The following is a 12,945-nucleotide window of genomic DNA, read 5'->3' on the forward strand; positions in this document are numbered from 1 at the left end:
CTATATCTTAACTGATTCCAAGACGATCCCATACTTTTTGCAAGCGAGTTGGAGACACGGGTGCTTTTGTTTTCATCGGTTGTGAAAACAATGAGATTCTTAACTCCTCGACCATGAAATACAATTCTTTCAGACGAGGGTCATCTTTAAACTGAAATAATTTTTCCATCCATTGATCAATTTGGTCAATGGCGGAATTGTCCCTTTGTAGATTATTGGGCAAGCGCTCCAAACGCAAGATCAAAGCTTTTAAATAACGTGGAAATTCAATCCAGACATCAGAAGGTTTACGATAAACAAAATCAGAAAGGCTCATTAAATCAAGCTGATCTTCAATATCATTGATATTTTTTTTAAACACAGAATGGTCTAAAACCAGCAATTTCCGGCGGATTTCCTGCCACTGGATATAAATATCCGAGATCTCTTTCAGGGCGACCTGCCCATGACTTAAGAAAGATTTTTTTACATCTTCTACCAGCTTTTGGAACTCTTGCGCATTGACAGGAAGCTCATTTATGGACATTTGCAGTGTAGCATAAACTAACATTTGTTCCAGTTGTGCCTTGTCACCGAGTGGTGAATAAGCCAGCGCCAGAGGTTTGGAAATCTGTTTTTTCAACTGGCGGGTCAAGTCTCCGAGTTGCATATGTACCAGTCGGATCACTCCTTCACGATGTTTTTTGACCGCTTCAGCCTGATCATTAAAAGTCTGAATCACTACACCCGATTCATCTTTCTGCTCCAAGTCAGCAAAAGCTTTGGCCGGAACCAACGCCTGATACTGCTTGACCACAACACCGGTGACTTTTTGCGAGGCTTCAAATACAAAGCTTTCCGGGAAAGTTGTAAATTCACCTTTAAGCTGTTTGACCGGACTATGCGTTTCAGTCCGGCAGCGCGCTTTCAGCTCAGCAAGATCACGGCCCTGCTCAATGACACGACCTTTTTCATCAGTCACTTTAATAAAAGGCAACAGATATTGGTCTACCCGGTCAAAGCTGAAATCTTTCTCCGTGATTTGTTCGCCTCGCAGCTGGAAGGCCAAGAAACTAAAAATATGTTTCTGTAAATCCTGCGCATCTACTTTTGCCATGAGTTTTCGTGCAGTATCCGGAATTGGCACCAGATTACGGCGCTTGTCTTTTGGCAAAGACTTTAGTAATGCTTCAATCAGCTCCAGACGCCAGCCGGGAATCCCCCATGACCAGATCCCTTCATCGACCTGTGCCAAGGCTTGCAGTGGAATTTTAACTGTCGCACCATCCTCATCATGACTCGGGTCAAAACGATAGGTTGCAGCCAGACGCAGGCTACCATTCTGCAAATAGTCCGGGAATTGCTGTGTCGTCGGCCGGTCATTTAGCCACAGCGAATCGTCATCAACAAATAAATAACGCGGATTCTGAGGCTCAACCGTGGCACGCCAGTCTTCAAAAGTACGACGGCTGGCCACTTCAGGCGGCACTTTAGACGCATAGAATTGGTAAATGGTTTCTTCATCTACGACCAGGTCACGACGGCGTAGCTTGTCTTCAACCCGTTCAACTTCTTCCAGTTTCAGCAAGTTATGTTTTAAAAATGGTGGAGTAATGCCTAAATGCCCAGTGGTTAAAGCATCCCGCAAGAAGATTTCATGCGCTGCTGCCTGATCGACTTTTTCATAATTGATCGGGCGCTTTGGCTCAATGATCAGACCGAACAGGGAAATCTGGTCATAGGCATTCACTACACCAGCTTTTTTCGACCAGTGCGGTTCAAAATAATGATGCTTGAGCAGGTCACGTGCGGCCAGCAGAATCCATTCCGGTTCAATCTTGGCAAGGGTACGTAAATACACCTGGGAAGTCTCGACCATTTCAAAGGCCATCACCCACGGCGTATTGGTCTTGTGTAAGGTAGAAGCCGGGAAAATCCGTGCTTTTTGCTGACGTACTGCCATAAAGACATTACGCTCATCGGTCTTGTTGGCGATAAATGATAATAGGCCGGTCAACAAGGCACGGTGCAGATTTTCATAACTGGCTTTCTTTTCATTAAATGACAGTTTTAAGCCCTTAGCCAAATCCACCAACTGCTCATGAGTTTTCTTCCATTCACGCAGACGCAACCAGCTCAGGAAATGATTTCGTGCAAAAGTACGGCGCTTATTTTCACTCATGCTGTCGCGGTTATTATGCAGCGTCTCCCAGAGTTTGATATAGAACAGGAAATCAGAATCGGCTTCACGGAATAATGCATGCTTCTGATCCGCCTGCATCTGCTTGTCTGCCGGACGCTCACGCGGGTCCTGAACTGCAAGTGCTGCCACAATGACCAGCACTTCATTCAACGCCCCAAAATGTGCACCACCAAGAATCATACGGGCCAGACGTGGATCGATCGGCATTTTCGCCATTTGTTGACCGATCTTGGTTAAGCCACTGCTTTGAAGTCTCCCTTTCTCAAAGGGAGATTTAGAGGGATTTGCTTGATCATCTTCAGTTTTAGGAGAATTTTTCTCAGCCATTGCACCCAGTTCAATCAGGAGCTTGCGGCCATCATTTACCAGACGATGATCTGGTGGCTCAATGAAGTCGAAGTCTTCGAGTGAACCCAACCCCAGACTTTGCATCTGCAAAATTACAGATGCCAGGTTAGTTCGCTTGATTTCCGGTTCGGTAAACTCTGGACGGCTCAGGAAGTCTTCCTCAGAATACAGACGAATACAGACACCCGGTGCAATACGGCCACAGCGGCCTTTACGCTGATTGGCTGCTGCCTGAGAAATGGCTTCAATCGGCAGGCGCTGCACCCGTGAACGATAGTTATAACGCGAAATACGGGCAAAACCGCTATCAATCACATACCGGATATTCGGAACGGTTAAAGCCGTTTCTGCCACGTTGGTGGCAATAATAATACGTCGCCCGCCCCCAGAAGGATTAAAGATTTTCTGCTGTTCGGCCAGCGCCAGACGCGCATATAAAGTTAATACTTCAGTATGGCGTGGCCCGTGTTTGATCAGGGTTTCCTGTAACTCACGAATTTCCTGCTCCGTACTGGCAAAAATCAGGATATCGGCGTGTTCAGGATGGCCTTTTTCCTGTGCATCCTGAAAGCATTCTTCGACTGCTTTGACCACAGCGCGAGGCAGATTTTCTTCAAAGTCATCAAACTCGTCATCATCACTACCGCCAATGCTCATTTCCGAGATCGGGCGATAACGCAGCTCAACCGGGAAGCTGCGGCCTTCCACTTCAAAAATTGGCGCACCATTAAAGTAACTGCTAAAACGGTTTACATCCAGGGTTGCTGAAGTAATGATGACTTTCAGATCAGGGCGACGCGGTAACAGCTGCTTCAGATAGCCCATAATGAAGTCGATATTCAACGAACGTTCATGCGCTTCATCAATAATAATCGTGTCATATTTGGTCAGGTAGCGGTCATGCGTCAGTTCGGCCAGTAAAATACCGTCTGTCATCAAACGCACAATTGAATCTTGCGAACCCTGTTCTGTAAAACGAACTTTAAAAGAGATTGATTCACCAAGTTTTTCACCGACTTCTTCAGCAATACGCTGTGATACGCTGCGTGCTGCCAGTCGGCGCGGTTGGGTATGCCCAATCATTCCAGTCAGGCCACGTCCAGCCAGCATGGCAATTTGCGGTAACTGGGTGGTTTTACCAGAACCGGTTTCACCAGCTACAATAATGACCTGATGCTTTTGAATCGCGGTAATCAGCTTGTCAGCATACTGGGTTACCGGCAAATCCTGATTCAGCTTGATGTTTGGAATATGCTCAAGCCGTTGCCGTACTTTCAGATTGGATTTTTCAAATAATTCCTGATACTGCTTGGCATTTGCGTCTTTCCCCTTTTTCAGTCGATTTAAACGGTGACGGTCACGCGCCATTACCCATTGATCTACATTTAAATGACTCTGCACAGAGAAAACACCCACATCAAAAAACTGGAAAGGTTTATTTTACTTGGTTCATCAGATTTCAGATAGTCGTAGTTCTGTTAAGTACCGGGCAATTTAACGTTACTCGTTTAATTTCACTCATTTCAGCGCAATAAATCTGGCAGCATGATCATCTCCCTGAGATCTGTCTACATGATTAGGTTTAAGTATGAATCCGATTTTACGATTGATATTTAAATTAATTTCCGGAAAACATGCTTTTTTTCTGATTGACCCTTGAATTTTTTGGTTTCAACATCATGTTTGCTAGAGTGAGGAAAAAGAGATAATTTTGTCATCAGGCCATCATTTTGATGCTGCTAAGTGAACAAAGTTATTTTGCTAAGGCGGAGCATTTTTACTTAATTCGGTTTTTCCGATATTTATAATGTAAAAATACCATTTTAGCATTCACCAGAATTTCGATACTCTTATTCAAAATCAAAGACTACCTCAATCATGGAGACAATGATGAGCTTAATTAATACTGAAGTTAAACCATTTAAAGCAACTGCATTCCAAAACGGCAAATTCATTGAAGTTACAGAAGCTGACCTGAAAGGCAAATGGTCTGTTGTATTCTTCTATCCAGCTGACTTCACTTTCGTTTGCCCGACTGAACTTGGTGACCTTGCTGACAACTACGCTGAATTCCAAAAACTAGGCGTTGAAATCTACTCAGTTTCTACTGACACACATTTCACTCACAAAGCTTGGCACGATTCTTCAGAAGAAATCAAAAAAATCCAGTACGTAATGGTTGGTGATGCTAACTGGACGCTTGCTAAAAACTTTGACGTATTAATCGAAGCTGATGGCCTTGCTGATCGCGGTACTTTTGTCATCGATCCAGAAGGTAAAATCCAAATCGTTGAAATCAACGCTGGTGGTATCGGCCGTGATGCTCAAGAACTTCTTCGTAAAGTTAAAGCAGCTCAATACGTACACGCTCACCCAGGCGAAGTTTGCCCAGCTAAATGGAAAGAAGGCGATGCAACTCTTGCTCCTTCAATCGACCTAGTAGGTAAAATCTAATTTTAATTAGATTGAAGTGATTCAAAAAAACCACGCTCTTTAGCGTGGTTTTTTATGGTTTAAACTTTTATGTCAGCGCAATACAGGATTTTATTAGGACTTTAAAAAATTTCCGTCCAATTTTTTTCTTTCTTACTCATCTAAAAATTCAGGCATATCTTTTGCTTCTCTTTCTCATAATCCTTACCCATTCTTACAATTCAGCTATACATCTCTAGCACCACATAGCATAAGTTCGAATGACAAGATAAGAAATATTCAGTGGAGGAACGCATATGCAAAAACTGCTTACCGTGATTTCTTGGAAATACAATCCTTCAAGTCGCCACCTGAAAATTGTATATAGTAATGGCCATACCGAGCTATATCACCCCGTACCTGAATTTATTTATGACAACCTGTTAAGACGCCAAGACAAAGCCGCATTCGTAGAAAAATATCTCGAATACAATTTGCATTTTAATAAAATTTGCATGGATTAAAACAAATCCGTTTTAACGGAATTCCATCATCAGCAAACCTGCGCCTATGGGTACTGTCATCATAATAAAACGTGGGTCTTGCTGAATTAAGGTGATAAATTCTTTCACTTCTGCTGCATGCGAAACAACATTATCGACTACCAGCAAACCGCCTTTGACCTTGAGCAACCGGCTTAAATGTGGCCAGTAACTGACATAAGCATCTCGTTCGGCATCCAGTAAAATAAAATCAAATACTTCTTGCGTTGCTTCTAGATAAACTTGAGCATCTCCCACTTTAAAATCGATCAAATCTGCCAGATCAATTTCTGTCGCATATTGCTTGGCCTGATCAACCCGTTCTGCATCAAGTTCAAGAGTTGTAATCTTGGCTTGAGTCTGGCGTGCAGCTTTAGCCAGCCATAAGGTTGAATAACCGGTAGACGTACCAATTTCCAGTATCTTTTTGGATTGTTGTGCACGAACCAGCATAGATAAAAATTGGCCAGATTCGGGCTCTATATTGCGATATCGGTGTAGTCGATCATTCTGCTTCAGGTCATGCATATGAAATTTTTCATATAATTCCTGCATGAATTTTTCAAATTTATCTGGATTCATTATCTCTCTTCCCTGAGTCTTGCTAGCTTAAAGTGCCTGAATCAATTTAAAACGTTCCACCTCCCGGTCATCGTTCGTGGTAATGGTTTCAGTGAACATGGTTAAAGGGCGTACCCAAATCGAATAATCCCCATAGAGACATTGATATACCACCAGTTTTTCTTTAGTTTCACTATGGGTCGCCACATGAAACACCTGATAAAGCTGGCCCTTGTAATGCTGATAAATACCACGTTGTAATTCCATCACTAAACCCTCCTCAATACATTCTAAATATTAACCTAAAATAGCAAACATGACGGCAAACTACTTGAAAATTCCCATTTAATCCATATATAGGAAATTGAAATTGATAGTGAATTTCTTAAGCTATCCAAAAAATCGATTGATTATATAAAAACAACCTGTTTTACCTATTCAATCGATTGTCCTATCATGGCTGTATCAAATAAACATTTACTCCTCTGGAGGCGTTAGCAATGTTAGACCAAAATACTTCTGCCCAACTTAAAACCTTACTTGAGCGCCTTGAAGGCCCGATTGAACTGGTGGCTACTCTGGATGGCTCTGACAAGTCAGACAAGATCAAGGAACTGGTCGAAGAGATTGCAGCACTTTCTGATCAGGTGACTGCCCGCTTTGACGGCAGCAACAAACGTGTGCCAAGTTTCGGTATTGCCAAAGCCGGTGAACAGCCACGCGTGTTCTTTGCAGGCTTGCCGATGGGCCATGAGTTTACTTCCCTGATTCTGGCATTGCTGCAAACTTCCGGTTACGCACCCAAAGTCTCTGATGAAGTGCTGGAGTCTATTAAAGGCCTGGGCATTCAATCCGACTTTGAAGTGTTCGTATCCTTAAGCTGCCATAACTGTCCGGATGTGGTTCAGGCACTGAACCTGATTGCGATCTACAACCCGGGTACCACAGCCACCATGATTGATGGTGCCTTCTTCCAGGATGAAGTCGAAGAACGCAAGATCATGGCTGTTCCGATGGTGTTCCAGGATAACCAGCACATCGGTCAGGGTCGTATGACACTGGAAGAAATCATTGTCAAACTGGATAGCAATGCGGCTGCCAGAGATGCTGAAAAGCTGAATGCCAAAGACGCCTTTGATGTACTGATCGTCGGTGGCGGACCTGCAGGCAATACCGCTGCGATCTATGCGGCACGTAAAGGTATTAAAACCGGGATCGTGGCTGAACGAATGGGTGGTCAGGTCATGGACACCATGGATATTGAAAACTACACCTCTATCCAGAAGACCCAAGGTCCGAAGTTTGCAGCGGAAATGGAAGCACACGTACGTGAATACGGGGTCGACATCATGAACCTGCAACGGGTATCCAATATCAAAGGTGCAGATGAAACTGCCAATGGCCTGGTAGAAGTCACCCTTGAAAACGGTGCCAAACTTGAATCGAAAACCGTGATTCTGTCGACCGGTGCACGCTGGAGAGAGATGAACGTTCCGGGTGAGCAGGAATATAAAACCCGTGGTGTAGCCTACTGTCCGCACTGTGATGGTCCTCTGTTCAAGGGTAAACGTGTTGCGGTCATCGGTGGCGGTAACTCGGGTGTCGAAGCTGCGATCGACCTGGCCGGTATTGTAGAACATGTAACGCTGGTGGAATTTGATACCAAGCTGCGTGCCGATCAGGTACTGCAGGACAAGCTGAACAGCTTGCCGAATACCACAGTTATCAAGAATGCCCTGTCGACTGAAGTGCTGGGTGACGGTTCACAGGTGACTGGTCTGAAATACAAAGACCGTGCGACTGATGAAGAGCATACGGTAGAGCTTGCAGGAATCTTCGTGCAGATCGGCCTGTTGCCTAACACCGACTTCCTGAAAGAGACTCCGGTTGAGCTGACTAGTCGTGGCGAGATTGTGATTAACGAGCGCAACGAAACCAATGTGAAAGGTGTATTTGCTGCAGGTGACTGTACCACCGTGCCATACAAGCAGATCATCATTGCGACTGGTGAAGGTGCGAAAGCCTCGCTGTCTGCATTTGATTACATCATCCGTTCAGGACAGTAAAAAAAGAGCACCTGGAATCCCCAAATTCCAGGTGCTTTATCTCAAAGAGTTATTATTATTTTCGCTTTATAGGAACTCAGGATGCTAACACCAGAGTTCCTTTTTTTACTTCTTGTTAGATCAGCCAAAAGCGTCCCCAATCGCTTTTAGCCGTTCCTTTTCTCCACACTTTTTTTGTTTTCAACCCTTATTTTTCTGCTTTCCCCAAGGTTGTTTTTAGAATCACGAATAAATCAATTGTTTTACTTTTTGTTTAAGCTTCAAACAGCTTCAAGCTCTTAAACTTCTCCAGTAATTGTTCCTGTGTTTCACGATGCTCCGGATGAGGAATAATGCATTCAATCGGGCAGACATCTACACAGGTCTGATGTTCATAAAAACCGACGCATTCCGTACAACGTTTTACGTCAATTTCATAGAACTTTTCACCCTCGTAAATCGCTTCATTCGGGCATTCCGGTAAACACATATCGCAATTGATGCATTTGTCGGTAATCAGCAGTGCCATATTTAACCCGCCTGATAAGCCAGTGAAGATGCCGAAATATCCGCACTCGAACTTGGCAGATTACGGATGAGCAGGGCATATTGCATATCTACATCTGCTGGGGCCGGAATCTCGACGATATGACCTGAGCCTTTGGCATCTTCAATCAGATTACCTTTTTTGTCTTTCATTTCCGTTAAAGTAAAGGTGATATTGCCTCTAGTCGTCATCAGTTCCAGTGAATCACCGAGGACAAAACGGTTTTTCACATCAATCTTGATGTAGTCTCCATTACGTTCTAACACTTCACCACAGAACTGCTGATGATCGAAACTGGATGAACCATTCTCATAGTTTTGATATTCGCTATGCACATGACGGCGCAGGAAACCTTCGGTATAACCACGATTCGCCAGACCTTCAAGCTGGGTCATCAAGGATGGATCAAACGGCTTACCAGCAAGGGCATCATCAATTGCTTTACGATAAATCTGGGCAGTACGCGCACAGTAGAAATAGGACTTGGTCCGGCCTTCAATTTTTAAGGAATGTACACCAATTTTGGTAAGACGTTCGACATGCTGAACCGCGCGCAGATCTTTGGAATTCATGAAATAAGTGCCGTGTTCATCTTCTTCTGCGGCAAACATGTCTTCTTCATTGCGCTGTAACAGCACTGGCTCGTTGAATTGGTGTTGTGCCTGCATATGTGCTTCGTCGGCATCTTTGGAGCAGCAGCCTGAATCCAGATTTTTCACTGGAATCACATCACCGGTTTCATCTTCCTTGGCATCCAGCACTTTATATTCCCAACGGCAGGCATTGGTGCAGGCACCCTGATTGGCATCACGTTTGTTCATATAGCCAGACAGCATGCAACGGCCAGAATAGGCCATGCACAGTGCGCCATGAACAAAGACTTCAATCTCCATATCCGGCACTTGCTGTTTGATTTCTGCAATTTCTTCAATCGACAGTTCACGTGACAGAATGACACGGGTCAATCCCATGTTCTTCCAGAATTTGACGGTTGCCCAGTTCACGGCATTGGCCTGTACCGACAGGTGAATATCCATATGCGGGAAATGTTCACGGACCAGCATAATCAGACCGGGATCGGACATGATCAGTGCATCCGGCTGCATGTCAACCACAGGAGCTAAGTCACGAATGAAATTTTTCAGCTTGGAGTTATGTGGCTGAATATTGACGACCACGTAGAATTTTTTGCCTAATTCATGGGCTTCTTTAATACCAATCGCGAGATTTTCATGGTCAAATTCATTATTACGAACCCGCAGGCTATAACGCGGCTGGCCTGCATAGACTGCGTCTGCACCATAAGCAAAGGCATAGCGCATATTTTTTAATGAGCCTGCAGGTGAGAGAAGTTCGGTAACGTGAGAAATGCTCATGATCAAATTGAAAGACATAAAAAAAGTACGGCTTTATTCTAACCATCTAAAATCAGGATTCAACCTAGTAAATAACTCGGAATTGGAGTAATTCAACTAAATTTCAAGTTAAAAATGAAGCACTCATAAAGTTAAGAATTCCAGAAAGTTTTATGTATTTTCAAGCGATTCTAAAGTTTTTAAAATCTGGCAATGATCGATTGTGGTGGGCGTATTGCAGCTGTCACGAAGCAGCATCAGCTGTTGCTCAAATATTTGTAATTCTTTAATTTTATTTGAAATTTCCAGAAGATGCCGATCAATCATCTGATTGACTTCACAGCAGTCCTGTTCAGGGTTCTGCTCCAGTTTAATCAGATGTTCGATTTCTTTTAAAGACATGCCTAGGGTACGGCAACGTTTGATAAAAATTAAACGTTTCAAGGCTTCTTCAGCATAATAACGATACTGATTACTTGCTCGAAAATTCGGCTGTATCAAACCTTTTTTCTCGTAAAAGCGAATGCTGTCGGTACTTAAACCGGTCTTAGTCGCGATTTCTGAAATGAGATAATGTGACATAAACACCTCAGGCTTGACCTTGGAGTTACTCCATAGTTTCTAATGACTATAGCGTATTTTATATAGAAAATCCTCGGAGAATCATATGGCTTGTAGTTGTAGTCATGAACCTGCACCATCCACGCCCAATAGCAAATTCAGAACCGCCTTATGGATTGCATTATTCATTAATTTGACCTTGTTCATTGTAGAACTAGTGGGTGGTGCTTATGCGCATTCATCCGCATTATGGGCAGATGCGCTAGATTTTTTTGGAGATGCAGTAAATTATGGGATTTCACTGGCTGTATTAGGGGCAAGCCTGTATTGGCGCGCAACAGTTGCCCTGATTAAAGGATTGACCATGGCTGTATTTGGCTTGGTGGTGATCGGAAAAGTCATCTACGCTTTTATACAAGGTATACCGCCTGAAGCGCTGACTATGGGAGTTATTGGTGTGCTGGCCTTAATTGCTAACGTGATTACAGCAGTAATTTTATATGCTTTTCGAGATGGGGATGCCAATATGAAATCGGTCTGGCTCTGTAGCCGAAATGATGCGATCGGAAATGCTGCCGTGATTTTGGCGGCTGTCGGGGTGTTTGGGACGGGTAGTATGTTGCCAGATATTATTGTGGCGATAATTATGGCAGGCTTGGGGTTGACGGCCGGATACCAAGTGGTTAAGCAGGCATTCATAGAGCGAACATCTTCGAAGCAGGTTCAAATTTAAGACAATAAAAAACCGGACTTTAATGCCCGGTTTTTTAATGACATTGAATCTTATTTTTCAACGAACGCACGTTCAATCACGTAGTCGCCTAGAACGCCCATACGTGGAGATTCTTTCAGGCCATGTTGATCAAGAAGTGCAGCAACATCGTCAAGGAAGGCTGGGCTACCACATAACATGGCACGGTCAGTTTCCGGATTGAAACGTGGCAGACCGATTTTTTCAAACAGTTCACCGGTTTCAATCGCAGTCGTGACCCGACCTTGATTTGGATATTCTTCACGAGTTACGGTTGGGTAATAGATCAGTTTTTCTTTTGCGCCAAGTTCCGAGAAGAACTCATGATTTGGCACTTCATTCAGGATTAAATCTTGATAAGCCAGTTCTGAAATAAAACGCGTACCGTGAACCACGATAATTTTTTCAAAACGTTCGTAAGTTTCAGGATCGCGAATAGTGGACAAAAATGGCGCAAGTCCTGTACCTGAAGAAAGAAGATACAGGTTTTTGCCTGGATTCAGGTCATCCAGTACCAATGTGCCTGTCGGTTTTTTGGAAATCAAAATCTCATCGCCGACTTTAACTTTCTGTAAAATCGAAGTCAGTGGACCATCAGGCACTTTAATTGAGAAAAACTCTAACTCTTCTTCGTAGTTGGCGCTTGCAATTGAGTATGCGCGCATTAACGGCTTGCCATTGACTTCAAGGCCGATCATTACAAACTGACCGTTTTTAAAACGCAAAGCAGGATCACGAGTCGTTTTAAAAGAGAATAAAGTATCATTCCAGTGGTGGACGTGAGTAATCTTTTCGACGTTAAAAGCAGCCATTAAAGGTCTCAATAAGTTATCAAATTAGAACAGCTTGCTATTCTAATCTAAATTCATTCTCGATAAACTGAATATATTTAATTGAGCTTATCAAAAAAAGTGATGATGACTGAACTGACGCTACCGATTATTGGCTATATGCGTTCTCCCTACAAAGAAAAATTTGGTATCCCGCGCCAGCCCAATCTGGTTCAGGTCGAAAGTTATATTGAAATGGCCGGACCCTATAATGATCTGCTCGCCTTTGAGGGAATTGAAGAATTCAGCCATCTCTGGTTAGTCTGGCAATTTCATGACAATAAAAACCAACACGAGAGCAGCCAGTTTCGTCCACAGGTTCGTCCGCCACGTTTGGGCGGCAACAAGAAAATAGGCGTATTTGCTACGCGCAGTATGTATCGTCCCTCACCAATTGGCCTTTCAGTCGTTAAACTCAAAGAAGTTAGTAAGGTGGGCAAGCATGTCCGGGTATATGTCACAGGGAGTGACTTACTCGATGGCACACCCATTGTAGATATCAAACCTTATATTCAATATTCGGATGCGATTGTTGAAGCGCAAAGTGGTTATGCGCAGGATGAGCCTGAGCGTAAAGCCGTCATCTGGAGTGAAGAGGCGGAGCAGCAAAAACTGCATTTACTGAAATGCGGGAAAATCTCACCACAGGGTATTCAGGAGCTGGAAGCGGTTTTATCTCTAGATCCAAGGCCAGCCTATCAGGATGATAAGGAACGGATTTATGGGATGAAGTTTGCTACGGTAGATACCCATTTCAAAGTTCATACTCAGCAAGTGATAATTACTGCTATTCATCACGCTCCCTCCTGAT

General features: G+C 43.7%; 12 protein-coding genes. 5 read left to right on the forward strand and 7 right to left on the reverse strand.

Translation table 11 applies throughout. The features are described 5' to 3' along the window. Window positions 1-7 precede the first annotated feature (7 nt). Window positions 8-3,931, reverse strand: a complete 3,924-nt coding sequence (gene hrpA, locus AY605_RS11890; RefSeq protein ID WP_171254968.1) for an ATP-dependent RNA helicase HrpA — start codon at window positions 3,929-3,931, stop codon at window positions 8-10. 489 nt (window positions 3,932-4,420) lie between these two features. Here hrpA and ahpC point away from each other — a divergent pair, with 489 nt between their 5' ends. Together ahpC and AY605_RS11900 are read left to right on the forward strand one after the other, a co-directional pair. Further along, a complete protein-coding gene (gene ahpC / locus AY605_RS11895) occupies window positions 4,421-4,984 on the forward strand; it encodes an alkyl hydroperoxide reductase subunit C (protein WP_004278916.1) in 564 nt (187 codons plus the stop codon). 275 nt (window positions 4,985-5,259) lie between these two features. After that, the gene (locus tag AY605_RS11900; protein WP_004278917.1) at window positions 5,260-5,466 is read left to right on the forward strand and encodes a KTSC domain-containing protein; all 207 of its coding nucleotides are present in this window, start codon (window positions 5,260-5,262) and stop codon (window positions 5,464-5,466) included. Window positions 5,467-5,478: 12 nt separating this feature from the next. On the opposite strand, the gene AY605_RS11905 is transcribed toward AY605_RS11900, so the two are convergent. Together AY605_RS11905 and AY605_RS11910 are read right to left on the reverse strand one after the other, a co-directional pair. Then, window positions 5,479-6,069 carry an O-methyltransferase gene (locus AY605_RS11905; RefSeq protein WP_155857669.1) on the reverse strand — a complete coding sequence of 197 codons (591 nt, stop codon included), beginning with the start codon at window positions 6,067-6,069 and terminating at the stop codon, window positions 5,479-5,481. Between the two features lie 24 nt (window positions 6,070-6,093). Then, window positions 6,094-6,312, reverse strand: a complete 219-nt coding sequence (locus AY605_RS11910) for a DUF1653 domain-containing protein (RefSeq protein ID WP_064096600.1) — start codon at window positions 6,310-6,312, stop codon at window positions 6,094-6,096. Between the two features lie 233 nt (window positions 6,313-6,545). On the opposite strand from AY605_RS11910, the gene ahpF reads away from it, so the two are divergent. Then, window positions 6,546-8,111 (forward strand): alkyl hydroperoxide reductase subunit F, encoded by a 1,566-nt coding sequence (gene ahpF, locus AY605_RS11915; protein WP_064096601.1) that lies wholly within the window; start codon window positions 6,546-6,548, stop codon window positions 8,109-8,111. A 253-nt stretch (window positions 8,112-8,364) separates the two neighbouring features. Here the strand turns inward: ahpF and AY605_RS11920 are convergent, their stop codons facing one another. From AY605_RS11920 to AY605_RS11930, 3 genes are all read right to left on the reverse strand, one after another. Then, complete coding sequence (locus AY605_RS11920) at window positions 8,365-8,619, reverse strand: YfhL family 4Fe-4S dicluster ferredoxin (RefSeq protein ID WP_064096602.1); 255 nt, start codon at window positions 8,617-8,619, stop codon at window positions 8,365-8,367. A 2-nt stretch (window positions 8,620-8,621) separates the two neighbouring features. Next, the gene (gene yegQ, locus AY605_RS11925) at window positions 8,622-10,031 is read right to left on the reverse strand and encodes a tRNA 5-hydroxyuridine modification protein YegQ (protein WP_064096603.1); all 1,410 of its coding nucleotides are present in this window, start codon (window positions 10,029-10,031) and stop codon (window positions 8,622-8,624) included. Between the two features lie 132 nt (window positions 10,032-10,163). Next, window positions 10,164-10,574, reverse strand: a complete 411-nt coding sequence (locus AY605_RS11930; RefSeq protein ID WP_064096604.1) for a Cd(II)/Pb(II)-responsive transcriptional regulator — start codon at window positions 10,572-10,574, stop codon at window positions 10,164-10,166. A gap of 85 nt (window positions 10,575-10,659) precedes the next feature. Between AY605_RS11930 and AY605_RS11935 the strand changes: the two genes are divergently transcribed. Continuing rightward, complete coding sequence (locus AY605_RS11935; protein ID WP_064096605.1) at window positions 10,660-11,286, forward strand: cation transporter; 627 nt, start codon at window positions 10,660-10,662, stop codon at window positions 11,284-11,286. 50 nt (window positions 11,287-11,336) lie between these two features. Here the strand turns inward: AY605_RS11935 and AY605_RS11940 are convergent, their stop codons facing one another. Beyond that, the gene (locus tag AY605_RS11940) at window positions 11,337-12,116 is read right to left on the reverse strand and encodes a ferredoxin--NADP reductase (RefSeq protein ID WP_064096606.1); all 780 of its coding nucleotides are present in this window, start codon (window positions 12,114-12,116) and stop codon (window positions 11,337-11,339) included. Between the two features lie 105 nt (window positions 12,117-12,221). On the opposite strand from AY605_RS11940, the gene tsaA reads away from it, so the two are divergent. Further along, window positions 12,222-12,944, forward strand: a complete 723-nt coding sequence (gene tsaA / locus AY605_RS11945; protein ID WP_064096674.1) for a tRNA (N6-threonylcarbamoyladenosine(37)-N6)-methyltransferase TrmO — start codon at window positions 12,222-12,224, stop codon at window positions 12,942-12,944. Window position 12,945 lies beyond the last annotated feature (1 nt).

The organism is Acinetobacter sp. SFD, from assembly GCF_001647575.1.
Taxonomy (GTDB): Bacteria; Pseudomonadota; Gammaproteobacteria; order Pseudomonadales; family Moraxellaceae; genus Acinetobacter; species Acinetobacter pecorum.

Bases quoted from the DNA above. Each gene is read 5' to 3' on its own strand.
- ahpC (WP_004278916.1), top strand. From the start codon at position 4,421: ATGAGCTTAATTAATACTGAAGTTAAACCATTTAAAGCAACTGCATTC.
- AY605_RS11900 (WP_004278917.1), top strand. From the start codon at position 5,260: ATGCAAAAACTGCTTACCGTGATTTCTTGGAAATACAATCCTTCAAGT.
- AY605_RS11910 (WP_064096600.1), bottom strand. From the start codon at position 6,312: ATGGAATTACAACGTGGTATTTATCAGCATTACAAGGGCCAGCTTTAT.
- ahpF (WP_064096601.1), top strand. From the start codon at position 6,546: ATGTTAGACCAAAATACTTCTGCCCAACTTAAAACCTTACTTGAGCGC.
- AY605_RS11920 (WP_064096602.1), bottom strand. From the start codon at position 8,619: ATGGCACTGCTGATTACCGACAAATGCATCAATTGCGATATGTGTTTA.
- yegQ (WP_064096603.1), bottom strand. From the start codon at position 10,031: ATGTCTTTCAATTTGATCATGAGCATTTCTCACGTTACCGAACTTCTC.
- AY605_RS11930 (WP_064096604.1), bottom strand. From the start codon at position 10,574: ATGTCACATTATCTCATTTCAGAAATCGCGACTAAGACCGGTTTAAGT.
- AY605_RS11935 (WP_064096605.1), top strand. From the start codon at position 10,660: ATGGCTTGTAGTTGTAGTCATGAACCTGCACCATCCACGCCCAATAGC.
- AY605_RS11940 (WP_064096606.1), bottom strand. From the start codon at position 12,116: ATGGCTGCTTTTAACGTCGAAAAGATTACTCACGTCCACCACTGGAAT.
- tsaA (WP_064096674.1), top strand. From the start codon at position 12,222: ATGACTGAACTGACGCTACCGATTATTGGCTATATGCGTTCTCCCTAC.